This window comes from Flavobacterium sp. KMS (genome assembly GCF_000813005.1).
Taxonomy (GTDB): domain Bacteria; phylum Bacteroidota; class Bacteroidia; order Flavobacteriales; family Flavobacteriaceae; genus Flavobacterium.
This window is the reverse complement of sequence record NZ_JSYP01000030.1, coordinates 1-25,884: the sequence shown is the minus strand read 5'-3', so window position 1 is coordinate 25,884 and position 25,884 is coordinate 1. Positions and strand designations below refer to the sequence as shown.

24 protein-coding genes and 1 tRNA gene are annotated in these 25,884 nt (G+C 33.3%); 6 read left to right on the top strand and 19 right to left on the bottom strand.

What is annotated here, in order from left to right:
* Positions 1–122: 122 nt before the first annotated feature.
* Positions 123–1,493: a saccharopine dehydrogenase C-terminal domain-containing protein gene (locus OA93_RS22135; protein ID WP_039116308.1), complete on the bottom strand. Its 1,371-nt coding sequence runs from the start codon at positions 1,491–1,493 to the stop codon at positions 123–125.
* A gap of 208 nt (positions 1,494–1,701) precedes the next feature.
* Between OA93_RS22135 and OA93_RS22130 the strand changes: the two genes are divergently transcribed.
* Together OA93_RS22130 and pckA are read left to right on the top strand one after the other, a co-directional pair.
* Positions 1,702–2,088 (top strand): DUF423 domain-containing protein, encoded by a 387-nt coding sequence (locus tag OA93_RS22130; protein WP_039116307.1) that lies wholly within the window; start codon positions 1,702–1,704, stop codon positions 2,086–2,088.
* Positions 2,089–2,170: 82 nt separating this feature from the next.
* Positions 2,171–3,772, top strand: coding sequence for a phosphoenolpyruvate carboxykinase (ATP) (gene pckA / locus OA93_RS22125; RefSeq protein ID WP_039116306.1), 1,602 nt, complete (start codon positions 2,171–2,173; stop codon positions 3,770–3,772).
* A 232-nt stretch (positions 3,773–4,004) separates the two neighbouring features.
* Here pckA and OA93_RS22120 read toward each other — a convergent pair whose 3' ends face one another.
* Together OA93_RS22120 and OA93_RS22115 are read right to left on the bottom strand one after the other, a co-directional pair.
* Positions 4,005–5,063 (bottom strand): phytase, encoded by a 1,059-nt coding sequence (locus OA93_RS22120; RefSeq protein ID WP_039116305.1) that lies wholly within the window; start codon positions 5,061–5,063, stop codon positions 4,005–4,007.
* A 66-nt stretch (positions 5,064–5,129) separates the two neighbouring features.
* Positions 5,130–7,937: a TonB-dependent receptor gene (locus OA93_RS22115; protein ID WP_039116319.1), complete on the bottom strand. Its 2,808-nt coding sequence runs from the start codon at positions 7,935–7,937 to the stop codon at positions 5,130–5,132.
* Between the two features lie 298 nt (positions 7,938–8,235).
* On the opposite strand from OA93_RS22115, the gene OA93_RS22110 reads away from it, so the two are divergent.
* Complete coding sequence (locus tag OA93_RS22110; RefSeq protein WP_039116304.1) at positions 8,236–9,336, top strand: DUF4407 domain-containing protein; 1,101 nt, start codon at positions 8,236–8,238, stop codon at positions 9,334–9,336.
* A gap of 145 nt (positions 9,337–9,481) precedes the next feature.
* Here the strand turns inward: OA93_RS22110 and OA93_RS22105 are convergent, their stop codons facing one another.
* The 8 genes from OA93_RS22105 to ruvC all read right to left on the bottom strand — a co-directional run bounded on the left by OA93_RS22105 (position 9,482) and on the right by ruvC (position 15,268).
* Positions 9,482–10,192 carry a PH domain-containing protein gene (locus OA93_RS22105; protein ID WP_039116303.1) on the bottom strand — a complete coding sequence of 237 codons (711 nt, stop codon included), beginning with the start codon at positions 10,190–10,192 and terminating at the stop codon, positions 9,482–9,484.
* A 70-nt stretch (positions 10,193–10,262) separates the two neighbouring features.
* Positions 10,263–10,634 carry an MmcQ/YjbR family DNA-binding protein gene (locus tag OA93_RS22100; RefSeq protein ID WP_039116302.1) on the bottom strand — a complete coding sequence of 124 codons (372 nt, stop codon included), beginning with the start codon at positions 10,632–10,634 and terminating at the stop codon, positions 10,263–10,265.
* A 1-nt stretch (position 10,635) separates the two neighbouring features.
* Positions 10,636–11,076 (bottom strand): DUF4260 domain-containing protein, encoded by a 441-nt coding sequence (locus tag OA93_RS22095; protein ID WP_082001866.1) that lies wholly within the window; start codon positions 11,074–11,076, stop codon positions 10,636–10,638.
* Positions 11,073–11,474, bottom strand: a complete 402-nt coding sequence (locus OA93_RS22090) for a GNAT family N-acetyltransferase (RefSeq protein WP_039116301.1) — start codon at positions 11,472–11,474, stop codon at positions 11,073–11,075. The genes OA93_RS22095 and OA93_RS22090 overlap by 4 nt, the downstream gene beginning before the upstream one ends.
* The gene (locus tag OA93_RS22085) at positions 11,471–12,226 is read right to left on the bottom strand and encodes a cyclase family protein (protein ID WP_039116300.1); all 756 of its coding nucleotides are present in this window, start codon (positions 12,224–12,226) and stop codon (positions 11,471–11,473) included. The genes OA93_RS22090 and OA93_RS22085 overlap by 4 nt, the downstream gene beginning before the upstream one ends.
* A 93-nt stretch (positions 12,227–12,319) precedes the next feature.
* Positions 12,320–13,282, bottom strand: coding sequence for a D-2-hydroxyacid dehydrogenase family protein (locus OA93_RS22080; protein WP_039116299.1), 963 nt, complete (start codon positions 13,280–13,282; stop codon positions 12,320–12,322).
* 150 nt (positions 13,283–13,432) lie between these two features.
* Positions 13,433–14,587 carry a radical SAM family heme chaperone HemW gene (hemW, locus tag OA93_RS22075; RefSeq protein WP_039116298.1) on the bottom strand — a complete coding sequence of 385 codons (1,155 nt, stop codon included), beginning with the start codon at positions 14,585–14,587 and terminating at the stop codon, positions 13,433–13,435.
* 126 nt (positions 14,588–14,713) lie between these two features.
* Positions 14,714–15,268, bottom strand: a complete 555-nt coding sequence (ruvC, locus tag OA93_RS22070; RefSeq protein WP_039116297.1) for a crossover junction endodeoxyribonuclease RuvC — start codon at positions 15,266–15,268, stop codon at positions 14,714–14,716.
* Positions 15,269–15,411: 143 nt separating this feature from the next.
* Here ruvC and OA93_RS22065 point away from each other — a divergent pair, with 143 nt between their 5' ends.
* Both OA93_RS22065 and OA93_RS22060 read left to right on the top strand, forming a co-directional pair.
* On the top strand, positions 15,412–16,356 hold the full coding sequence (locus tag OA93_RS22065) for a lysylphosphatidylglycerol synthase domain-containing protein (RefSeq protein ID WP_039116296.1): 945 nt from the start codon (positions 15,412–15,414) through the stop codon (positions 16,354–16,356).
* Positions 16,356–17,456 (top strand): glycosyltransferase, encoded by a 1,101-nt coding sequence (locus OA93_RS22060; RefSeq protein WP_346425755.1) that lies wholly within the window; start codon positions 16,356–16,358, stop codon positions 17,454–17,456. Before OA93_RS22065 ends, OA93_RS22060 begins: the two co-directional genes overlap by 1 nt.
* Positions 17,457–17,555: 99 nt before the next feature.
* Here the strand turns inward: OA93_RS22060 and OA93_RS22055 are convergent, their stop codons facing one another.
* Genes OA93_RS22055 through OA93_RS24960 form a run of 3 tightly spaced genes read right to left on the bottom strand, consistent with a single transcriptional unit; the run spans position 17,556 to position 19,139 of the window.
* Positions 17,556–18,269, bottom strand: coding sequence for a DUF4184 family protein (locus tag OA93_RS22055; RefSeq protein WP_039116294.1), 714 nt, complete (start codon positions 18,267–18,269; stop codon positions 17,556–17,558).
* A 3-nt stretch (positions 18,270–18,272) separates the two neighbouring features.
* Positions 18,273–18,749 (bottom strand): hypothetical protein, encoded by a 477-nt coding sequence (locus OA93_RS22050; RefSeq protein WP_039116293.1) that lies wholly within the window; start codon positions 18,747–18,749, stop codon positions 18,273–18,275.
* A gap of 42 nt (positions 18,750–18,791) precedes the next feature.
* The gene (locus OA93_RS24960; protein WP_131450921.1) at positions 18,792–19,139 is read right to left on the bottom strand and encodes a hypothetical protein; all 348 of its coding nucleotides are present in this window, start codon (positions 19,137–19,139) and stop codon (positions 18,792–18,794) included.
* Positions 19,140–19,224: 85 nt separating this feature from the next.
* Between OA93_RS24960 and OA93_RS22040 the strand changes: the two genes are divergently transcribed.
* A complete protein-coding gene (locus OA93_RS22040; protein WP_039116291.1) occupies positions 19,225–19,725 on the top strand; it encodes a DUF456 domain-containing protein in 501 nt (166 codons plus the stop codon).
* Between the two features lie 2 nt (positions 19,726–19,727).
* Here OA93_RS22040 and OA93_RS22035 read toward each other — a convergent pair whose 3' ends face one another.
* The 5 genes from OA93_RS22035 to OA93_RS22015 all read right to left on the bottom strand — a co-directional run bounded on the left by OA93_RS22035 (position 19,728) and on the right by OA93_RS22015 (position 25,105).
* On the bottom strand, positions 19,728–21,317 hold the full coding sequence (locus OA93_RS22035; RefSeq protein ID WP_039116290.1) for an MFS transporter: 1,590 nt from the start codon (positions 21,315–21,317) through the stop codon (positions 19,728–19,730).
* A 4-nt stretch (positions 21,318–21,321) separates the two neighbouring features.
* Positions 21,322–22,374: an HlyD family secretion protein gene (locus tag OA93_RS22030; RefSeq protein ID WP_039116289.1), complete on the bottom strand. Its 1,053-nt coding sequence runs from the start codon at positions 22,372–22,374 to the stop codon at positions 21,322–21,324.
* A gap of 28 nt (positions 22,375–22,402) precedes the next feature.
* Complete coding sequence (locus OA93_RS22025) at positions 22,403–23,749, bottom strand: TolC family protein (RefSeq protein WP_039116288.1); 1,347 nt, start codon at positions 23,747–23,749, stop codon at positions 22,403–22,405.
* Positions 23,750–24,083: 334 nt separating this feature from the next.
* On the bottom strand, positions 24,084–24,911 hold the full coding sequence (locus OA93_RS22020; RefSeq protein ID WP_039116287.1) for an AraC family transcriptional regulator: 828 nt from the start codon (positions 24,909–24,911) through the stop codon (positions 24,084–24,086).
* 120 nt (positions 24,912–25,031) lie between these two features.
* Positions 25,032–25,105, bottom strand: a tRNA-Asp gene (locus tag OA93_RS22015).
* Positions 25,106–25,884: the final 779 nt, after the last annotated feature.

Genomic DNA, 25,884 nt, shown 5'->3' with positions numbered 1-25,884 from the left:
ACCATAGGATTGTTTTCTTGTTTTATCTATAAATAATAACAAATAAAAAAATCCGCTTCTTTTTCAAGAAGCGGATCAAATAAAAAACTAAAAAAAATTCTAAAAAAAATTTTCAAAAACTACTAATTAAGAAGTTTATCGGGATTATATCCAAAATAAGGCATAACCTGCTCATGAAATACTACTCCGTATTCTTCTAATTCTTTTAAAATCGGTAAATACACCTCTTTATTTATTGGTAACTGAACTCCAGGAGTTGTAATCTTACCATTTAATATCAATAAAGTGGCCATTGCAACAGGCAGTCCAACTGTTTTTGCCATTGCAGTATACGTTTGATCATCTCCAATACAAACCATTTTGGAGTCTATTTGCGTGTCTACACCATTTAATTTGTATCCAAATTTATGGTACATCACTATCATATCTTTATCGTGTGGCTCTAAAGTCCAACTATCCGAAAGTATTTTTTCTAGTATCTGAGCTGGAGTAGCTTCTTTTAATCCAACAATTTTATTCGCGTTAAACAAATCAAGCTCAACAAGTTTGTCCCACATTATATCATCCTGATCTATTTTAAGAATCAAACGCATTTTTATTTCTACAGAATCAGTTGGATGATAAGGCAAAAAAGAATTCACAAACTGACGATAACTCATAGTTTCAGAATGTTCCATAACATAACTATCATCGGTCATTCCTAATTGTACAAACATATTCCAAGCTTTCGAAAATCCAACTCTTCTTATTGTACCACGATACAAAGTAAGAATATCTTCGAGACCATAAATAGATCTGTATTTTAAAGAATCACGATTAGAATACGCTTCAAACTTTCCGTATCCTTCTACTTCAAGAAATTCGGTTCTGCGAAATAAATTGCAATAAGGGATATATTTATAAGTTCCTTCCTGTATAAATTTGGCTGCCCCTCCCTGCCCTGCTAAAACCACATTACGCGGTAACCAACTAAATTTATAATTCCATAAATTATTATCAGATTCAGGAGCTACAAGTCCGCCACAAAAAGATTCAAACAATAACATATTACCACCTTTCTCTCTAATTTCATCGATTACCTTCATGGCACTCATATGATCGATACCAGGATCAAGCCCAATTTCATTCATAAAAATCAAATTATTAGCTTTTGCTTCCTTGTCCAATGCCTGCATCGCATCACTTATATAAGATGCAGTAACCATATGTTTTTGGTAAAGCAAACAATCTTTGGCAACTTCTACATGTAAATGAGCCGGCAACATCGATATTACAATGTCTGCCTTTTGTATCGCAAGCTTTCGTTGTTCTTCATCAAAAATATCCAATGCAATAGGAGTTGCATTAGGATGTTTATTCGTTTTCTTTTCGGCAAGAGCCAAAGACAAATCACCTATAATAAGATGCAGGTTCTCCTTTTCGGACTTATCCAATAAATATCGTATCAATGACGACGCTGATCTGCCTGCTCCAATGACTAAAACTACTCTCATATTTTACATATATAACACAAACATACAATAATGTTATATTCATAACAATTAAAAAATGTTAAAAAAATGAACTATACATTATTTTAAACCAAAAATAAGCAGAATTTATTTATCCTGAAGAAAGCTAAATATTTCCAAAAGTTCTCTTAATTTTTTTCCATGATGAAAGTTTTAAACCTATTTTTGTAACAACTAAAATAATATTGTAATGGATAAAAAAATAATTGCAACAGGTGCTTTTTTCGGAATGTTAGCTATCATTTTAGGAGCTTTTGGAGCTCATGCTCTAAAAAAAGTTTTATCAATAGAAGAACTTGTAACTTTTGAAACTGGTGTACGTTACCAAATGTACCATGCATTATTTTTATTCTTTGTAGCCACAAGAAAAGAACTTTCACAAAAGACATTAAAGGTTATTTACAATCTTGCTGTAGCTGGTGTTATATTATTTTCGGGTTCAATATACTTACTTGCTACGAATAACCTTACAACATTTGACTTCAAAATTATCGGATTCGTAACGCCAATAGGCGGACTCCTATTAATTCTTGCTTGGACTGTGCTATTTGTTAAAATTATTAAACAAAAGTCATAAAATTCGTTATATAAAATTTTATCTGAAATATAATATCTAATTTTACAGTCTATAAAGTAAAACATACACAACTTATAAATTTATGGACAATCAAACGTTATCTACGCAATCGATTTCGCTAAATGAGTTAGGGATTAAAAATGCAACAATTCATTATCAGTTATCAGCTGACGAATTACACAACATTACGATACAATCAGGTCAAGGTGTGGAGGACTCAACAGGTGCATTAGCAATTAATACTGGTACATTTACAGGACGTTCGCCTCAAGATCGTTTTATTGTAAAGGATAGTATTACAGAAGACCAAGTTTGGTGGGGAAAAGTAAACATTCCTTTTGAACCAGCTGCCTTTGAAAAATTATACAACAAGGTAACTCAATATTTATCTAACAAAGAAGTATTTGTTAGAGATTCTTACGTTTGTTCAGACCCTAATTACAGATTAAATGTACGTGTTGTTACTGAGACAGCATGGTCTAACTTGTTTTGTTACAATATGTTTTTGAGACCAGAAGCAGAAGAATTAGCAAACTTTACTCCAGAATGGACAGTAATTTGTGCTCCTAGCTTCATGGCAGATCCTGCTGTAGACGGAACAAGACAAAGCAATTTTGCAATTTTAGATTTTACAAAAAAAATTGCTCTTATTGGCGGAACAGGATATACAGGAGAGATGAAAAAAGGAATTTTTTCGGCTTTAAACTTCATCTTGCCAGTATTTAAGAACACATTACCAATGCACTGTAGTGCAAATGTTGGTAAAGAAGGTGATACAGCTATTTTCTTTGGTTTATCAGGAACAGGAAAAACAACTTTATCTGCAGATCCAGACCGTAAATTAATCGGTGATGATGAACACGGATGGACTAATGAAAACACAGTATTTAATTTTGAAGGTGGTTGTTATGCTAAAGTAATTAACCTTACTGAAGAAAATGAACCAGACATTTTTAGAGCAATTAAAAAAGGTGCTTTATTAGAGAATGTTGTTTTTAAACCAGGTACAAACGAGGTAGATTATGATGATATCTCAATTACACCAAACACAAGAGTTAGTTACCCTATTACCCACATTGATAATATTCAACCGGGTTCTATAGGTAAAAACCCTAAAAATATTTTCTTCTTAACAGCCGATTCTTTTGGTATTTTGCCTCCTATCTCGAGACTTACACCAGGACAAGCTGCTTATCACTTTATTTCTGGTTATACTGCTAAAGTTGCTGGAACAGAAGCTGGTGTAGACGAACCTCAACCTAATTTCTCAGCTTGTTTTGGAGCGCCATTTATGCCGTTACACCCAACTCGTTATGCAGAAATGTTGAGCAAAAAAATGAAAGATGCCGATGTAAAAGTTTGGCTTATTAATACTGGATGGACTGGTGGAGCATACGGAACAGGAACTCGTATGAAACTAAAATATACTCGTGCTATGATTACTGCCGCTTTAAACGGAGAATTAGACGACGTAGCATACGAAAACCACGTTGTTTTTGGAATTGCAAAACCACAAAGTTGTCCTAATGTACCTAGCGAAATATTAAATCCTAGAAACACTTGGGCAAATCCAGAATTATACGATGTAAAAGCAAAAGAACTAGCAGAGAAATTCAAAGCTAACTTTGCAAAATTTGAAGAGTTTGCCAATGCCGAAATTATGGCAGGAGCACCATTAGCATAATATAAGGTCTTTACTAATTCAAACAAAAAGAGCTGTTCGATTGAACAGCTCTTTTTTATTTATACTTGGTATTAGTATCAGTATTCAGTACCAGTACGCAGTGTCAGTATACAGTTTCAGCATACAGTTTCAGTATTCACTCTCAGTTTACTTACTGTATTTATAAAGGAAACCGTAACTTATGACAGCAACTGAAAACTGGAACTGAGACTGAAAACTAAATACTGAACACTTATTTTTTCACTTGCGCATCAATACGTTTTTGTACTGAATCCCAACTATAATAATGAAACGTCATTCCGTTGCTCATTGCCACAAAAAGACCATTTTTAAAAGCTCCACCTAAATTTACATTCGTAACATCGGCACCATCGCACTCAATTGTCGACGTAGGAATCTCGGCAAGTAAAGGATACTTATTCGGATCTCCTTTAGCCCCTTCTCTAGGATAAACCATAAACGTATTAGCTTGTTGGTTAGAAACTAAAATATAACCTGTTGTTGCTGTTTTTTTATAAATAGCAATTCCTTCATTATCTGCCTTAAACTCTCCTTTTCCAAAAATAGCTAACTCAACATCTTTTTGCTTACTCTCAGGATCAGCAACATATTTCCTGATACCAAATTGCTCATCGCAGTAATAAACCATTCCTAGCTCATTATCTACAGCAATAGCTTCAATCTCTTTTTTTCCACTATATGCACCAAACTTGCGAACTACTTTACCACCAACTATTCCGTTGCCAACATCTGTCAATTGATATTGCCACAAATAACTACCCGAAGTTCCTGATTTTCTACCTACTACAGCAAATATTGCGTGATCACTTGGTCGGGTGTACAAAGCAACTCCCATAGGATCACGTAATGTCTCTCCATCAAAAACAGAAATTCCACCATTATCTATAGGTTTTAAATCTGGTAAGCTAAAAACCCTGATTTTATTAGTTTCTCTTTCAGTTGTAACTGCAACATCTATTTTTTTTCCATTAACAATTAAGCCATAAGCAATATCTACATTATTGGGTCTTTTTAATGTTTCCGATTTGGTTATGATTTTACCTTTTAAATCAAAAGCATACAATCCACCATCGGTATCTTTATCTGTACCTACAATAATACTTTTAGATGGATCTGTAGGATGTATCCAAATAGAGGGATCATCGGTATCATGCGGAAGTGGTTCTGTTACCGCTGTTGGTTTAATAGCATCTTTACGAACTGGCGCTAACTTGCTATCGCAAGAAACTAAAATGGCACTCACTAAGAGTAATATAAATTTATTTTTCATGTTCTATTTTTATAAAAATTGACAGGAACATTATATTCCTGCCAATTCTAACTAATTCATTCTATATTAAAAATCAAATTTCAATCCTAAATTATAACGCGCTTGGTAATACTCAACCTGTTTAGTATGCGACTCTACACCTTGATAATAACGTAACGGCTGATTGGTTAAATTATTTGCTTCTGCAAAAACACGAATCTTAGGTGTAATTTTAAATGCTGCATTAGCATCTACAAAAAGTTGTTTATCATAATAACTATCATTGTATTCATTAGAACCTAATTCATCTAAATAATCTGAAGTAAAATTAGTCGAAACTCTAGCCGAAAAATGTTTGTTTTCCCATGACAATGACCCATTAAACATATGTGGAGATGTTCCCGGAAGGCTTATATTACGTCTTTCATTTCCTTCTGCATCAGCGATACCTTTGGCTGTAGATTTTGTGTAAGTATAGTTTAAATAAATCCCGAATCCTTTTAAAAATGGACTTGTAAAGAAATCCAACTGACGCTGAAATGCTACTTCAAATCCAAATACATCTACATTATCACCATTTCTTTGTTGTATAAGTGTCCAATTATCTCCCGCTGGAATTGGATTTTGTTGGTTAGGAAAATCCGCAGCAAACTTTGCAGTTGTATATTGATTATCACTATAAGTATAAATAAAATCATTTAGGTTTTTATAGAAAACACCTGCTGAAATTAAACCAACCGATTTAAAATAATTCTCGGCCATGAAATCATAGTTATAAGAATAAGTCGCTTTAAGATCTGGATTACCTGCTAATATCTGAGAATCGGCAGCAATATTATTGATATAAGGAGCCAAAGCATAATAATTTGGTCTTGCTAAAGCTGTTGTAGCAGCAGCTCTCAACACTAAATCTTTGGTCGCATTATACTTAAACGAAATCCCAGGCATTACGTTTGTATATGAATTGGTTGTGTTTATCTTCCCTTCTAACTCTTCTTCGTCCAGAACACGATTACCAGTATAATCAATATGCGTATTCTCTACACGGAAACCTAAAATCATAGATAATTTATCATTAAAATCCTGATCCCATCTTACATAAGCAGCATAAATATTTTCTTTGGCTTGGTAATTTACAGTCAAAAACTCAGCTGGATTTAATTCTTTATTAAACAAAGCAGGATTATTTAAATCTAAACCTCCCAAATACGAATTAGAAACAAACGTTCCCGGTACGTATTTACTCCCTGGATTAAATCCGCTTCCGTCATAATAACTGGTTTGAACATCTGCCAAAGTTTCCATTCCGCTTATCGGCTCGTAAGAATAGAAAATATTATCTCTCGATTTCTCTTTCATTCTTAATCTAAGTCCCGTTCTTAATCTTCCTTTCTCCGAAGGGATAATTGAAAAAGGAAACCTGATATTTACTTTAGCTCCAAATTCACTTTCCTTAGTTTCATCTGTATTTTCGGTAGTCGAATCAAATTTAAACTTATCTAAAGCTTCGCCAGTTGTTGTAACCAAAGGAAACTCTAAATCAGATAAATCTTGTACAGTATTCAATCCTTTCTGACGGTATTCGATATAACGTTCTTGAGGACGATATTCTCTTGCTGTCGAATAATTTGCTGACCAATCAAGATCTAAACTAGAATTTATTAAATGTTCTCCACGCAATGCATAGTTCTGCACACGCTGATCTTCGAGTCTTCTGTTTTTATTGCGATTATTATCAACACCACCTTTTGTCTGACGCTTTACTCTCCCTGTAAAACCAGTAATTTGTTCGCCATTATAAATAGGTTTCATATCATCATAAGTCGTTCTATAACGATTCTCTCTATCATCTCTCCAGTTATAAATTCCGTTAAAAAAGATGGTATTGTTTTCATCAAATTTATAATCTAAAGCTAGAGCTGCGCTTCGGCGAATACGCTGCACATCATATTTTCTGATTTCTGATTTACTCAAAAATTCATTTCCGAATTTATCTTTAGTCCAAGCAGCTTCAACATTATCCGAACCATAATCCACATTATTATAAGAACCACTTACAACAGCTCCAAGTTTATCATCAAAAAAGCGATTTCCATAAACTAATCCTGCTGTATAAATAGGTTTATCTCGTATTGGTGCATAACCTCCCGCTACTGTTGCCGAGATTCTTTCACCATTAGGAGTTGCTCTGGTAATCAGGTTTACAGAACCCCCGATAGCATCTGCATCCATATCTGGCGTAAGTGTTTTATTCACCTCGATTGTTGTAATCATATCCGATGGGATAAGATCCATCTGTACATTTCTGTTATCGCCTTCGGCTGATGGAATACGATCTCCGTTTAAAGTCACAGAATTTAATGAAGGGGCCAAACCTCTAATAATGATGTTTCTTGCTTCACCTTGATCATTCTGCATAGTAATACCTGGCACACGCTTTAAGGCATCTCCAACATTGGCATCAGGAAAACGCCCCATTTGATCAGCCGAAATAACATTTCCGATATTCTTATTCGTTTTTTGTTGGTTTAAAGCTTTTGCTTGTCCCTTTAGGATATCACCTACAACTACTTCATTCAATTCTGTCCCCGAAGATTTAAGAGCAAAATCTATAACAGCATTTTTCCCATCGGCAATAACTACATCTTGGATATTCTCTGTATATCCCATGTATTTTACTTTTACCTGATAAGATCCCGACATTACATTAAGCAATTCGTATCTTCCGTTATAATCAGAAATAGTATATTTATTCTGACCTACAATTTCAATCATTGCTCCTGGTAAAGGCAGTTTATCGTCTGCATCCAATACTTTCCCAGAAACAATTCCTTTTTGAGCATAACCTACTAAAGTTATTAAAAAGAGAACTAATACTAAACAATTTTTTTTCATTTTGGTTTTGGTTGTTTTTCTATAATGCGAAACTAGTTGCTGCATATTAACTATACCTCCTGAAAAATTTAACATATCGTTATGCTTCTACTTTTTAAGCCTATTTTTTTTACTTAAAAATAACATAGCCCCTTGAAAATATTGATTAAAATTAACATTACCAACGGTTGAAAGTGCTATCAAAACCACATTTGAAAAACTAAAATAGTGACATAACCAAAAACATATCAACTATTTACCTCAATATTAATTTTTTGGCGTTAAATTTGCCTTATCAATCAATCAAAAACAATCAATCATGTTGAAACAATTTTTTATCCTTTGCTCAGGAGCAGATAAAAATCTCCTCGAGGACTGTTCAGAAAGTGAACAAACCAAATATGTTGGTATTGGAGCTACCGTTTTCTTTACCGCAGTAATGGCATTTATTGCAAGTGCATATGCCTTATTTACCGTTTTTGACTCAGTATATCCAGCCATGCTTTTTGGATTTGTGTGGAGTTTACTTATTTTTAATCTTGACCGCTTTATTGTATCTACAATAAAAAAAAGAGACCGTGTTTGGGATGAATTCCTGCAAGCAACACCTCGAATTATTCTGGCGGTTATTATCGCAATCGTAATTTCGAAACCATTAGAAATTAAAATTTTCGAAAAAGAAATCAACACTGTTTTATTAAAAGAGAAAAATGCAATGGCTCTTGCCAATAAAAAAGAAGTTGGTAATTATTATAAATCCGATTTAGACAAGAACAAAGCCGAAATCGCTGGATTAAAAGCCGATATCCTAAAAAAGGAAAAAGAGGTAAATGACTTATACTCAACTTACATTACTGAAGCCGAAGGTACAGCGGGCTCAAAACGATTAGGAAAGGGTCCTGTTTATAAAGAGAAACGCGATAAGCACGATGCTGCTTTAAAAGAATTTGCTACGCTAAAAACTGAAAATGAGGCAAAAATAGCCGAAAAAGAAAAAGTTGCAAAAACACTCCAAGCCGATGTAGACAAAAAAGTAACCGAAACACAACCTATCATTGATGGTTTTGATGGTTTAATGGCGCGAATAAACGCATTAAACAAGTTACCTTGGATTCCATCTTTCTTTATTATGCTTTTGTTCCTTGCCATAGAAACATCTCCTATAATAGCCAAATTATTATCTCCGAGAGGAGAATACGATTTTAAACAGGAAGAGCTGGAAACAGCATTAAAAGCTACTCTGGAACAAAATAAATACCAACGTAGTTTATTAGTAAAAACCAGCGCTGCAATGCACGACAAAGTTTATGAGGATATAGCACAAGATAAACAGTTATACGACCTACAACGAAAGAAAGCTACCGAACTCCTAGAACTGCAAGCACATAGTTTTGTAGAAAAGCAGAAAGCTACTCTATAAGAATTTAACCGTAAAGATCGCAAGACTTTAAAACCCAAGGTTCGCAAAATTTCATAAAAAAACCAACATTATAAATGTTGGTTTTTTTTATGCTTTTTTTCTTTGCGCCCGTTGCGTGGGACTTTGTGAACTTTGCGGCCAAATACTACATATAACTCAAAATCTCTTTTTTGAATGCATCATATTCTCCTTGCATAATCAATCCGTTGTCTAATAACTTCTTGTAATTCTGTAATTTTTCAAAAAGCTCATCTTGCGACATATCACTTAATCTTCTCTCGCCTGTTGCGAATGAAGTTTCTTGAATTGGTTCGTTATAAATCGGTGCTACCGGCATAATCTCAGCATAGTTCGTTACTTCTTCAGTTTCGATTTCTTCTACTACTTCCTCTTCCTCTACTGGCTCAACTTCTTCTGGTTCTGCAACCTCAGCAACTGGAGTTGGAGCAGCTACAACCGGGTTTTTAAGTATATCCAATTGTTCTTTTGCGTAAGTGAAAATTTTTCTTGCCTGAATTTTAGGAATATAATCTATAGAAAACTGAATATCTGTTTTTGTAGAAAAAGAAAACTCTGATCCAAGAATATTTTCTTTTACAAAAGTCCCAACGATATCATCCCAGGTATAATCTGTAAAATCCATTGACAGCCCTAAATTTTTAGGCTTACATACAATGATTCGTTTGTTTGTTACTACAATGCTATCAGGAAAAACAGTAATTGCCGGTTTTTTTTGAACTGCAATGTATCCAATCTCTTCACCTCTCATTAATAAATCATTGAGTTTAGAAGTGATTTTTTCAATCGCTTTTGGGTCTTGTTCTTCGTTTAAAAACTTTTTAAATTGTTCTTTCATATTTTATAAGTTGCTAAGTTACAAAGTAACTGAGTTGCTAGTTTTTTCTCTTATGTTGCAAATGTAATGCCTAATTTTCTAATTCAATAATTTCATTCTGAATTTTCTTTGTCAAACTTTTGAAAACCAAATCATACGAATGGTCTATAAGTTCTTTTATAAAAGCCGTAGGCAAATCTCCATTCATAGTAATAGTATTCCAGTGTACTTTACTCATATGATATCCTGGTTTTATATCATCATATTCGGCACGTAATTCCTGAGCACGCTCTGGATCACATTTTAAATTTACCGAAGGAATGTTTTTTTCCCATTGGGTCAAAGAGGACAATGCAAACATTTTTCCGCCAACTTTAAACACCAATGTTTCTTCATCAAAAGGAAAATGTTCTGTAGTTCCTTTTTTAGAAAGACAATATTCATAATACGTTTCTAAATTCATATCATTTCTTATTTACCAATTTCTTCCGAAAAATATTTAAATTTTGGTTGTCAGGAACCCACTTTTTTACCTCATCAGAAGAAAGCTCTTTTTTGTTGTGGGTTTCACCTAAATGTGTGTACTTAAAACCTGTTTCATACTTTAATCCATAACCAAAAATACGATCCATCGAAGCATGAGAAAATAAAATAACTCCAATAAGCTGTACCACTTCTAACTTTAAATAGCAGCCTAAAATATAAACTAAAACAGCAATTCCTCTATGATGGAATACATTATATAAAAAAGCACCAACTTTAGCATTTATGACATAACCTAGCATAGAAAAATCGGGCACTAAAATCCACACCAGAAACCACCACCACTGATAATCTAATAGGCTAAACAAATATATTCCGAGAACAAATAAGCCTAACTCTTCTAGTTTTATAACTGTTTTCATAACACCACTTTTTCCATCATTTTCTCAGGACTTTTTAATGCTGTAAACCCAAATTTGCTATATAAGAAATGAGCATCTGTCGTTGCCAATCTCCATATTTTAACCTCTTTTAACGCAGGTTCATTTATCATTCGTTCTATTAAAACAGACGAATACCCTTTACCTCTATGTTCCTCGGTAATAAAAACATCCATTACATAAGCAAAAACCACATAATCGGTGATAACACGAGCAAAGCCAATTTGTTTATCATCCAGAAAAATCCCAAAACAAAACGAATTGTCAATCGTAGTCTGAACTTCTTCCATTGTACGACCCGCAGCCCAATAAATATCTTTTAAGAAATGCTGAATAAACGGAACGTCTAATTTGTTTTTATCAGTGCTAACTGTAATCATATTTTATATAAAATAGGTTTAGATGGACTTGCATCATTTTCAAACGATGCAATTTGCAAATTCAATATATAACTTCCGTCTTTTATTTCGTCATCAACATAAATCATTTCGGTAATTGTAGCATTCAATCTTGCATCTGCATTAAGTTTATTGACGTCTTTTACATTCCAGAATGCTTTGTGTGCCAATAATTTCCCTTCATCATGTTCTTTATCTACACTTGGCAAATCAATTAACAAATGTTGTATTCCGCTTTCGCGAATGAAAATCGCTGCCTCTTCCGACAAATAAGGAGGATTCGTATTCGAATATTTTGCAGCTTTTTTAGACTTTGAATTTGGTTTCGTCCTGATAATTATTGCTTCGGGAATTGTCCCATTAAGTGAAGTCAAAATTTGTTCTTTAGTAATCACCAAATCTTCCCCTTGAACTTCTGGTTCAACCGAAACTAATTCGGCCAAAAAGAAAAACGTTTTTAGAGATTGATTAATACTATAAAATTCTCGTGTAATATGTCCCAGGCATTCGGTATGAGTACCATGTCCGTGCGGATTAAAGAAAATATTATTAAAGTTTGTAGATGATTTTCCTTCCGAAACCTTCCCTATCCAATCGCCAAAAACTACTGGCTCGATTACTGGCTTTTCGATATACCACGCAATCGGGTTTTCATCTGTATTTGTAAGCGGAATCGAAATATCGATAGGTTTTGATAAATCGATTTGATATTTATTGTCAATGAGTGCTAGCATAATTGAACGCGGATTTTAATTCAAATTTAAATAAAACAAATCACTAGCGATTCTATCTATCAAGTATTTTCCGAATGATTTAACTAAATCTTATTATAAAACTTCGGGATTTGCAATGTTTGTTGGATTGCTATTGATATAATTAATTACATTCTCAAAAGCTTTCTCAAAATAAAGTTCGTAGCTGTTTTTCTCGACATAACCTATATGAGGCGTACAAACAACATTTGGCATTTTCAGCAATTCAAAATCTACATCATAAATAGGTTCTTCTTCATAAACATCTATTCCTGCAAATCCTGGTTTTCCGTTTTTAAGCGATTTTAATAAAGCTCCTTTTTCTATTAATTCGGCTCTTGCAGTATTAATTAAAGCTGCGCTTGATTTCATTAAACTTAAATCGGTTTCCTTAACAATCCCGAAGGTACTTTCATTAAGCCTAAGATGTAATGTGACGATGTCACTTTGCGAGAAAAATTCTGCTTTAGAATCTGCTTTCTGAAATCCATCAGCAACAGCTTGGTTTCTTGAATTTTCACTTCCCCACACCAAAACCGTTGCTCCAAATACATTTGCATATTTAGCTATTTGTTGGCCTATTTTTCCATAACCCCAAATGCCAATTGTTTTGCCTCTAATAGTCGAACCAATATTAGTCTGCCATTTTCCTTCTTTCATTCCCTGAATAGCCTGCGGAATCTGACGAACTGTATTCATTATTAATGCCCACGCAAGTTCAGATGGAGCTACAGGCGAACCAATACCTTCTGCAACTGCGACTTTATATTTTGTACACGCAGCAATATCAAGGTGATTGGACTTTTTTCCTGTCTGACTTATGAGTTTCAATTTAGGTAATCTCGAAAGCAAGTCGGCTGAAATCTCTGTTCTTTCCCTAATTAAAACTATAATTTCGGAGTCTTTTAATAACTCCGCCAACTTTGAATTGTCTTTTTCGCTATGGTTAAGAATTGTAACATCCAATCCTTTCAACATTTTGAAAGATTCTAGTTTTGCAACTGCATTTTGATAATCATCTAATATGGTAATTCTCATAATACTTTCGTTTTTAACCGCAATGATTATATTCTTTGTAGATTTTTACAAACATAATTGGACGCGGATTTTACGGATATTCTAACGCAGATTTCTACAGATTTTTTTAAATCAGTGTTGCTTGCATCCGTTTTATCAGCGTACTAAAATTTAATCTAAATTTAAATAAAATAAGTCACTAGCAATTCCATCAGTCAGGAATTTTCCTTTTGCTGTTGGTTTTAGAATATTATTTTCAACTGAAACCAATTCATCATTTAGAAACTTCTCTGCTTGTTTTTTTAAATAAACCAGGTAATCAGTCCCAAATTCTTTTTCGATTCTATCTAATGAAACGCCCCAGATTGTTCGCAATCCAGTCATAATATATTCATTATAACGGTCGGAAACCGAAAGAATTTCTACCTCATTTGGTAATTGATTATCCTGAATTGATTTGAGATAAAGTGAATTGTTAGAAATATTCCAACTTCTGGAAACCCCATCATAACTGTGTGCCGAAGGCCCGACACCAATATATTTTTTACCCAGCCAATAAGCCGAATTATTTTTAGAAAAGTAATTCTCTTTTCCGAAGTTTGATAATTCGTAATGAATAAAACCGTTTGCTTCAAGCGTTTCTACCAAAATCATAAAATGAGCCGAAGCAACTTCGTCATTTGGTTTAGCAACTTTACCTGTTTGTATTAATTTACTCAAAGCTGTTTTGGGTTCAACAGTCAAAGCATAACTCGAAATATGCGGGATTCCGAAACTCAATGCCGTTTCGATATTATGTTTCCATTTTTCGTTGCTCATTCCCGGAACGCCATATATTAAATCCAAAGAAATATTATCAAAGTATTTAGTTGCTTCTTCCAGACATTTTTTGGCTTCCACCGAATTATGGGCACGGTTCATCATCTTCAAATCATCTTCAAAGAAAGACTGAATCCCTATACTCAAGCGGTTTATCGAACTTTTGGACAATTCTATTATTCTGTCTTTCGATAAATCATCTGGATTTGCTTCGAGTGTAATCTCAGGGTTATCGACAACTTTATAATTTTTATAAATTTCTGAAATTAAAAAGTTTATTTCTTCATTACTCAGAACAGAAGGAGTTCCGCCACCGAAATAAATAGTTTCAATTTGGTTTTCATTTCCTGTGGAGTCGAGAAGTTCAAACTCATTTTTACGCATGGCTATTTCTTTGGCAATAGCCAAAACCATGTCATCTTTCTTCTTCATCGAAGTCGAAAAATGAAAGTCACAATAATTACAAGCCTGCTTGCAAAAAGGAATATGAATGTAGATACCGGACATTAATTAGATAATTAGGATAATGTGTCAATTAGATAATGTGATAGTTAATCACTAATAGGTTAATAAACTAGAAAATTAAATATTCGTAATGCAAGAATTATCTAATTTTCTAATTAACGCATTATCTCATTTTTTTACTCGTTCTTCATTTTGTTTTACAAATGCATCCCAACCTGTATAACTCTTTGTTCCGATTACTTTTCCTGAGTTGAAAAAATGACAAACGGCAGCAGCTAATCCATCAGTACTATCCAGATTTTTAGGCAATTCTTTTAATCCTAAAAGCTGCTGAAGCATTTTAGCAACTTGCTCTTTACTAGCGTTTCCGTTACCAGTAATTGCCATTTTTATTTTTTTAGGTTCATATTCCGTAATCGGAATATCTCTCGAAAGTCCTGCTGCCATTGCAACTCCTTGTGCTCTTCCTAACTTAAGCATCGACTGAACGTTTTTACCAAAGAAAGGAGCTTCAATTGCGATTTCGTCCGGATGATGTGTTTCGATTAATTCGATGGTACGTTCAAAAATGATTTTTAGTTTCTGATAATGATTGTCATATTTGGACAATTGCAATTCGTTAAGCTGCAAAAATTCCATTTTTTTATTGACGATTTTTATCAATCCAAACCCCATAATTGTTGTTCCTGGATCGATTCCTAATATGATGCGTTCTTTTGTCATTATTTATTTTGGTTACACAAAGTTTCGCTAAGTAGACACAGAGATCCACTAAGTTTGTTTTTTATCTCTCTGTGTTACTTTGAGATTACTTTGTGAATCTTTCTGAAATAGCTTTTTTACAATAGTTTCCTTTACTTTGCAGCATGATTTCAATTCCTCACAAAGCTAAACAATTCCTTGTTCTTGTAATCAAACTTTTGATTGTAGGTGGCGCATTTTACTTTATTTATAATCAACTTGCTCAGAATGACAAACTAGATTGGCAAAAGTTCCTAATTTTGTTCAAAAAGAACCAATCGGTTTCGGGGATTGCTTTTATTTTATTGTTTAGCGTTTTAAATCGGTATTTCGAAATCCTAAAATGGCAAAACCTGGCTCAGGTAATCCATAAAATATCGGTATCTGAAGCTTCAAAACAAGTTCTTGGGGCTTTAACAGCTGGTCTTTTTACGCCAAACGGAATTGGGGAATATGCTGGAAAAGCATTGTTTTTTGATAAAAAAGACACTAAAAAAGTCGTATTCTTAAACCTGATTTGCAACGGAATACAAATGGTTCTTACGGTTATTTTTGGTATTTTTGGCTTGATGTATTTTAACTCAAAATACAATGTGATTACGCCAACAACGGTTGCTTTACTTTTCGGACTTCTATTTATTCTATTTCTTGTGGTTTTTCTATTAAAAAAGATAACAATCAAAGGATATTCTATCGAAAGGCTAATTCATAAGATTAACGAAATCCCGAAACCAATTCATCAAAGAAATATCCTTTTAGGAATCTGTCGCTATCTTGTTTTCTCACATCAATATTATTTTTTGTTTCTGGCTTTTGATGTCGACTTACCTTACTTTACAATGATAGCTACAATCTCGGCTGTTTATTTCTTAGCTTCATCTCTGCCTACCTTTCAGTTTTTGGATTTTGCTGTAAAAGGAAGTGTTGCTGTATATTTCTTCGGAATTCTTGGTGTAAACGAATGGATCGTGATTTTTATATCCACCTTAATGTGGTTCTTAAATGTGGTTTTACCTGTAGTTATTGGAAGTTATTATGTCTTGAATTTTAAAACTAAAACCGCTAAATAATGGTAATTCTGTATGCCATAATACTAATCTATTGTCTTGTTATAGCTTGGCTTAGTTATGGTTTTACTAAAATTAAGAAATATCAATCTACCGAATTATCTCCTAAAACACGTTTTACGATTGTTGTTCCTTTTAGAAACGAAACAGAAAATTTACCGACTCTTTTAAATAGTATTTCGAGATTAAATTATCCTATCGAACTATTTGAAGTGATTTTAGTTGATGATGATTCTGAAGAAGCATTCTGTATTCTGTCTCAGAAATTTAGTATTCGAATAATTGAGAATATTCGTGTTTCAAATTCTCCTAAAAAAGATGCTATTACGACAGCTATGCAACATGCATCGACGGAATGGATTATTACAACCGATGCCGATTGCATTGTTCCTAAAAACTGGCTACAAACTCTAGACAATTATATCCAGCTTCATGATGTTTCGATGATTGCTGGCGCGGTTACATACGAATGCAATAATTCATTTTTGGATCATTTTCAACAATTGGATTTAACGAGTTTACAAGGTGCAACAATTGGAAGTTTTGGCATAAACAAAGGTTTTATGTGCAATGGTGCTAATTTTGCTTATACTAAATCCTTATTTGAAAAACTAAATGGTTTTGATGGCAATAACAAAATTGCCAGTGGCGATGATGTTTTTTTATTACAAAAGGCAATTGCAGCGTTTCCAGAACAAGTACATTATTTAAAATCTGAAGCTAATATTATAATTACAAAGCCAACTCCCGATTGGGAAAGCTTGTTTTATCAGCGGGTTCGTTGGGCAGCTAAAACGGGTTCATACCAAAGTACGTTCGGGAAATTATTAGGGATTATTGTTTTCCTTGCCAATTTAAGTGTTATTATAACTTGGATTTTATTTCTAGCACTTCAAATAAACTACATTCATCTTCTGAGTATATTAATTCTGAAGTTTATATTAGACTGGATTTTGCTTTATCAAACCAATTCATTTTTGACCGGAAAGCAAATGCGTTTCTTTATTCTCTCGAACTTATGGTATCCGTTTTTTAGTACTAGTGTTGCTTTATATAGTTTATTAGGGAGTTATGAATGGAAAGGAAGACAGTTCTCTAAGTAATATTCTGATGAAAATGACAGCTCTAGCCCTGATGGAAGCGGCATCCTTTTTATTTTTTCTTTAAAAATAAAAAGATATAGCGGACAGCAGGAATAGCTTCTAAATAATTTTTCTGTTTCTGAAAATCAATCCTGTAAAAGTTAGCGCCAAAAACATGGAGGAAATTGCACTTACAACTACACTCCCTATTTGTTTAAATGTCATTCCTAATGCAAATCGTATACTCAGGATTATTACCGCAATACCTATTACAGAAAACCAATATTTAAGATTGACTTTATTATGTTCTTCAATTCTCACAGGCAATTTATAGATATAAAAAAGGATTAATATCATCCCAATTAAAGAACTTAAATGCTGAGCGATTTTATAAACAGGAATTGAATATAACTCTCCTCCCAAAAAGTGTATTCTTTGTACAAAATACCCATTTATATGTGTGAATGAATCCCAAAATATATGAGAAAAAATTCCTAATATAAATGAGACAATAACAATCCAGATATTAGATTTAAAGTAATTTAACCAGTTACTTTCTTTAAGAACATATAATCTTTCTTTAATAAAATCAGGCAAATTGTCTATTAATGGTCTTTTTATTATTTGATGAAATAAAAATGCTACTAAAACGCCTAAAGGAATATCTACCAGAAACACACCTAAAAAAGTATGTCCGATATCGCCTTGCATTTTCATTCTGAAAAAATATTCTAAATCGGGAGACATTGACCCAATTACCAAAGCTGTTGCTGAGAGTTTTTTATTCTTTAAAAATGGCAGAACAATAGCTGGGTGCGAAAAAGTAAATGGCACTACTTACTCTACTTTTAGAATTACAGGTAATATAAATTGTGTTTTTACAGGAATTCCGCGTTTAATAGCTGGATTTACTTTTGGAAAATCGACTAAACGGGCACGGAGAATGCTATCAATTTTTACTGTATCGTAAGCCACTGAATCTTTTGGGAACTGAGGTTCGAATTTCATTGTGGCATTTGGAAAAATTGTCACTTTTACTTCGATAGTATCTAGTTCTGGATAAAGTATTGCAAGGGTGTCACTGCTTAGTTTTTGCTGGATAAGTTGCGTCATTATCTCGAAGAAACATTGTTGACGTTGCTTTTTATTTTCAATTTTCTCGCAATCGACCACAGATGGAAACTCATCGACTTCTTTCCAGTTAATCGATTTTAACTCTTTTTGCAATAATTCTTTTTCAGAAGGAACCTGCTTCTCAAAATATTGACAAGAGTTAAATAAAAAGATTATTAATAAAAGGGAAAACTGCTTCAAGGCTTTGATTTTGAATTAAACTATTAATTTATAAAAATACAATTATTTTTTTTGAGAAGCTTTGTATAATAAATAATCTTCATAGCTTTCTGACAACCACTCTTCTTTATTTTTTGCCGCAATCTCCTTTTGAGCAGGATATAAACTAGCCAAACGGTCAGAGAAAGTAGCAATTTGAACTGTATAATTATAAAACTGTGTTTTAGTTAAAACTACATCTGGATTGCTTTTAGTTTTAAAAAAATCAAAAAAAAGTGCATCAAAATCTTTCATTGAAAAATTTAATACTTTTTTCTTATTACTTTTATAGATGCTATCCTGAAGTAATCTATCGTCTATTGAAAGTTTTTTAGTTTGTGCATACGTACTTGTATTGATTGAAAAAATCAAGGAACAAAACAATACAAATTGCAAAAATCTAAACATGGACGAATCTAACTAAAGGATTGTAGGCGCAAAATTACAAAAAAATTATATGGATTCACTATTATTGTTACTCGGCTTTATATGCATGATTGTTGGTATTTTAGGTAGTTTTTTACCTGTTTTACCCGGAATAAGCCTTAGTTGGATTGGTTTATTATTGCTTTATATGACAAAAGTTGTCCCAATGAATTATTGGGTTTTAGGCATTACACTTGCTGTAACAATCATCATTTCTGTCCTAAACTATATCATTCCCGCCAAAGGGACTAAGAAATTTGGCGGAAGTACTTATGGAGTCTGGGGGACTAATATCGGTTTGGTCGTTGGTATTTTTGCCCCAATTCCGTTTGGTTTTATTATTGGCCCATTTGCAGGAGCATTTATCGGAGAATTAATCTACGATTCTAAAGATCATAATCGCGCGCTAAAAGCTGCAACAGGTTCTTTTATTGGCTTTCTGGCATCGAGTTTTATAAACTTTATGCTTTGCATTATATTCTTCGGACTTTTCCTTACGATTGTATGGCAAAATCGCGCTGGATTGTTCTGAATTTAGAAACTATTCCAAACTCGGTTTTTAAAAACATCAAATGTTTGTTTTAAATGCTGATTGATTCCTAACAAGACTACAACAATTAATAATCCGTAACCAACAGCGGTGAAAATCTCCATATTTGATAACAAAATAGATTGCTTGGTTACTGAACCTAAAATTTGTTTCATCGCCAGAAGATTAGCCTCGTCTGGACTAAAACCTTTACCCACGAAGCTTTGCGCTGTTTGCGCGATTCTGCTTTGCGTTTCGGGATTTTCGGGCGCAATAAACTGTGTCAGTTTTGTAAAGTGTGATTTCTGGAAAAACTTCTCTGCATTTTGCATAATACAAAACCCAATTGTACTTCCCCAAAAACGCCCTGAAACTCCTATTGCTCCAGAATATGGCGCTAAACCTGTAGGAACCGATGACATTGTAAATAAAACCAACGGCACGAACAAAACCCCTACTGCAACTCCTTGCAAAATATATGGTATTGCCATTGCCGATAATGAAATATCGGGTACAAAAAGAAACGTAAACCATAAGTGGAACACTGCAAGAATAAAAAACCCAAGCATAAAGATATATCTCGAAGCTACTGTTTTTGCAAGAAATACTGCCGCCAAAACCATTCCGATTACATTACCTATTACATTAAGAAACTGAATATGCGCCACACGCGATGGCTCCCAGTTCCAGACACTAAACATCGTACTATGACAAATATTAAGTGTTGCTCTACCGATATAAAAAAGGAAAAACAACAAGAAACCGATTCTTAGATTGGCATATCTAAAAACATTTAAATCAAAACAAGGTCGTTTTACGTGCAATTGTCTAAAAATAAATAAACCGGTCGAAATTAATGATGCAATTAATGCAAATCGGATTTCGAAAGATTCAAACCAATATTTTTTCTCGGCATATACAAAGAAATACGCTCCGCATAATATGGCAATCAGCAATAAGACAAAGCTTGTCCAATCTATTTGATACAAAGGAATTTTGCGATGGAGACGACTATCATTAAACGTTATCATTATTAATAAAACACAAATAATCTGGAATAATGCCGAACCATACGCCATGTATCTCCAATCGTAATTTTCTAAAAGCCAAACAGCAATATTCATTATAAAAGGCGATGATAATAGTAGCGCCCCATAATTAAAGGTGAACCCAATTATAATTGCATTTTTAGATTTAAATCTGGTAATTAATAACTGCCTTAACGGAACTCCAGGTAATGCCATTAGGAAACCTTCGGCCATTCTTATCATTATAAACAATGAAAAGTTCTTTACATAAGCCGACAACATTATAGTAATGGCTACCAAACAAAATACCGCAATCAGATATTTTTTAGTGGGGAAAAATTTAGAAAATCGGCTTTCTATTAATATTGTGGCAAGTAAAGTCCCGTAAGTAACGCACATAGAGAATTGCAAGTCCTCTGGTTCTATATCTAGAAAACTTGATGCATAAGTAACATTTGATGAGTAAACTCCCAACAAAATCATGGAATGTAACATGCAAAAAAACAAGATTACAATGATTGCCCAATTAGGAACCCATGATTTAAAAACGCTTGTATTGTCTAACATTATGTTATTTGTGTTCGGCTACTACAGTTATATTCATTCCGGCACGAAGGAAATCAGTTTGCTCGCTTGTGTCTTTTAATTTTATTCTTACTGGGATTCTTTGTTCTATCTTGATAAAGTTTCCCGTGGCATTATCTGGCGGCAATAACGAAAATCGTGCGCCACTGGCTGGAGATAACGAAGTAACTACTCCTACAAATTCTTTATCATTAATCGCATCTGCGTGTATCTCTACTTCTTGACCGATAGTTAAAAACTGAACTTGAGTTTCTTTAAAGTTTGCTGTAATCCATTTTTCTTTACTCACCATCGACAACAAAGTTTGCCCTTCTTTTATCATTTGTCCTGGCTGAATTGTTTTTTTAGCAACCCATCCGTCATAAGGCGCAGTGATTACTGTGTACGAAAGAAACAAAGCAGCATTATCTGCCAATGCTTGTTTGGACTGAATTACTGTTTGTGCAGTAGGTATATTTGCTGCAGCTTGTGATGTATTTAAAGTCGATGATTCGATTCGGTTACTTATTTCCTGATAATGTGCCTGAGCCGATTCGTAATCTGCTTTTACCTTCTCTAATTGTTGTTCGGTTGCAGCTTCTTCTTTTACCAAAGCTTTGTATCGTTGGTACTCTAATTGTGTTTTCCAAAGATTGGTTTTGGCTGCAGCCAATTGCGACTTCCCAATTGTAGTTGCACTTGCGGTTGTAGCTACATTTTTCTCGACAACAACGCTATTTCTTTTAGCACTTTCTACATCTGCCAAAGCCACATCTAATCTTGATTTATACTCGCGATTGTCTATAACTAATAAAGTATCTCCTTTATGTACAAACTGATTTTCTTCGTAACGAACTTCCTGAACGTATCCAGTAATTCTGGACATAATAGGTGTAACATATTGCTCAACCTGAGCATCATTGGTTTCTTCGTGATTTTTATTAAAAACATAAAACCAAATTCCCAAAACGATTCCGCTTAAAACAAGCACGCATGCAATAACAGTTATCAATGTATGAAACGACTTATTAGCTCTTGTTTCATTTTTTATCTTTACCATAAAATTCTATTCTCTCTTTAAAATTCAATTATTTTAATAATCCTGCAGTATGAAGCAATTCATAATGTTTCATTTCGGCATCAATTCTCGTTGCGATTTTATTATATTTTGCTTGCAGCAACGCATTATCAGCATCGACCATTTCGGTGATCAGAACCAATTGGTTCAGGTACTTTAACTTAACAATACGATAATTCTCGGTTGCTAATTTTAATGCTTTATCGACAACTTTAATCTTCTCCGTGATTTCTTCATATTGCGTATGATTTCTAAATAATTCATCCTGAACTTTATTCTTTACAATTTCTGATTGGGTTTTCTGTAATTCAATTCTAGAATTTGCAATATGTACTTTGGTTTTATTTTTATATAATCCCGACAAACTAAATGTAGCTTCGATACCAACTTGTCCTAGACTATACAAATAAGGATTTGGTGGAAAAAACATATAATTGGGATATTTTAAATTATAATCTCCAAAGAAGTTTATGGTTGGATAATAATTTCCTTTTGCCAATTTCAATTCTGTCTTCTTGATTTCGATTTCCTGATTTGCAATTCGCATCTCTTCATTTTGAAGTGTATTATTTAAATAGAAATTGTAATTATCCATCTTTACATCTTCATTAAAACTTGCCGTTGTATCAATCGCTATTTCTTGTTCTTCGGGTAACTGAAGAATTGTTTTTAATTCATGAAGTGCTATTTTGATATTTTTAGAGTTTGTCAAAGCATTCAGTTCACGATCCGAAAGTTGAAGCTCTGCTCTTAAAACTTCATTCTTGGTAATTGTACCGTGGTTCTTTAAGGATTGAACTTCTTTAAGTCGGCTTTGTTCTTCTTTGATATTTTCATCAATGATTTTTTGAAGTTCCATCATTTTCTGAATTCCCAAATAAGTAGCAATTACTTCTAACTGAATATCATTTTCAGCTTTTTCGCTTTTTACCTGAGCAATCTTACTTTCCTGATTAGCAATTGCGATAGCATTGTTTATCTTATTTCCAGCATATAGTGGCACTTTAATAGCCGTTCCTATATTATACATCTCTGGAATAGTATGGGTTACATCTTTATCTTTTAGAAACCCACCTTTAAACTCTGTTAAGTTTGTAACACGAGAATAACCTCCATTAAAATCTATTTCAGGCAAACGAAGTTCTTTGGTTTCTTTGATATTCTCTTTAGAAATATCGACTTCAATGCGAGATTTAAGTATGTTTTTGTTGTTTTCTTTTGCAATTTTAATCGCTTCTTGTAATGAAATCGGATTTATTTGCTGAGCTTGTAGTGTAGTTATCCCAAGTAAAATCAGGATTAAAGCTATTTTTTTTGGACGATAACACTGTATCGAAAACCATTTTTTAAGGAACATGAAAGTAGTGTGATTTATTCACTGCAAAGTTCTTTCATTTTATAATTGCCTGATAATTCTAAAAAGTCAATAACATATTCATTTCGGACAAATTTTAACAATTGAGTTTTTCATATGGATTTAGTAGCACAAGCCTCAATATTGTCTTTCTGAGGAACGAAGAATCTCCGTTAGTAGCTCGACAAAGATTATGGATATTCTTGTGGTGATTCTTCGTTCCTCAGAAAGACAAGTTTGCGATTCAAAAATCTGCTAAATCTGCAGAATCTGCGTGAAAACATTTTACTCATACTGATTTCGCTAAAAAAAACCAATACCCATAAGTAGATTTCTTTTACAACTTCCCTTTTTTCAGAATGTTTTCTCCATTAAGATAATCAGAAGGCCGCTGTCCTAATATCTTAAAAAACGTATTGCTAAATGTTGGCACACTACTGTACCCAACTTCTTGAGCTACTTCTTTTACAGATAATTTTCGATCAAGCAGCAATTCAATTGCTTTTAATACTCTTCTGATTGTATAATATTGAATAAAAGACATTCCTAAATCTTTCTGAAACAAACGATATAAAGACTTCTCACTATATCCAAATTGATGCGCAACTTCTCCAAACAGAATCGTTTCTCCTAAATTATTTTCAACATAACGCAAGATTTTACTCAAGCGAGCATCTTTTGGCAAAGGCAATTCTAGTGGTAAATTGGTTAAACAAATTTGAGGTAATATTGCTTTGATAGCTTTAGCAATCACAAAATTCGGACTTCCTTTTTTAAGATCACCATTCCATTGATTCGTAAAAAGCATCATTTGAAGTAGTAAGTTATTAACTGGATAAATACCTTCTTTTTGATAAAAAACATCTTCATCCTTTTCTACAGGAAAGTATAAGTTTCGCATCATCACGTTTTCAGACTTTGGATGAATGCTGTGTTCAATTCCACTTGGAATCCATATAAAATGTCTTGCTGGTAAAAAATACGTTTTGGTTTCAGTCGTTACAAATACAACATCGCCTTCCGTATAAAGAAATTGTGCCTTATTATGTTTATGTGTAGGAACATATAATTCCCCCATCAAATCATGATAACAATAAATACTTTTTTTATCAGTATCTACCGTTTTAATATAGTACTTGTGTTCTTTATGAATTGAATGTTCCATTGTAGTACGTGTATATCGACAGACTTTTGCGATATATAAATATAAGGAAGATAATTAAGCGGAGTGGAATTACTATAAAATAAAAAAGCCTTTCTTAACAGAAAGGCTTTTCCAATATTGCGGTCTGGACGGGACTCGAACCCGCGACCCCATGCGTGACAGGCATGTATTCTAACCAACTGAACTACCAAACCAACTCGCTTTATTGTGGGGCAAAAGTACAACAGAAGTTGTGATTCTACAAGCTTTTTTCGTGTTTTTTAAACAAAAAAAATCGTTATTTTTTTAATCCATTGATTTCTATTAAAGTAGAAAATACTATTTTCCCATCATATAAATAATATCAGGGCAGATATCCTCTTTTTAACGCATAATTGGAATAAACGTATTTGAAATTTGGATTTCATTACCTATTTAACCGCAAAGATTACAAAGTTAAAAAACGCAAAGTCCGCAAAGCTTAATTAAAACTTTGCGGACTTTGTGTAAATCTTAATGTTCTTTGCGGTAATCTTTTTTCGTAACTCTAGATTTTGTACTTGATTCCTAATTTAACCGCAAAGACTGCAAAGTTAAAAAACGCAAAGTCCGCAAAGCTTAATTAAAACTTTGCGGACTTTGTGTAAATCTTAATCTTCTTTGTGGTATCTTTTTTTCGTAACCTCCAACTTTTGCAATCGATTCCTAATTTAACCGCAAAGACTGCAAAGTTAAAAAACGCAAAGTCCGCAAAGCTTAATTAAAACTTTGCGGACTTTGCGCAAATCTTAGCGCTCTTTGCGGTTAATTTTTTCGGGTTAATCTGGATCAAGAACAAAACCTGGGGAGGAATGTCAAAATAAAATAAGAACTTTGTAATCTAAGAATTTGAGATGACTCCTATAGACCTTTTAAAATTTATGCTGCCTGATTTTTTAGTAGAACACTTTGAAATAGTTTCTAGTACTAACACAGAAGAAGTACTACACCTTTA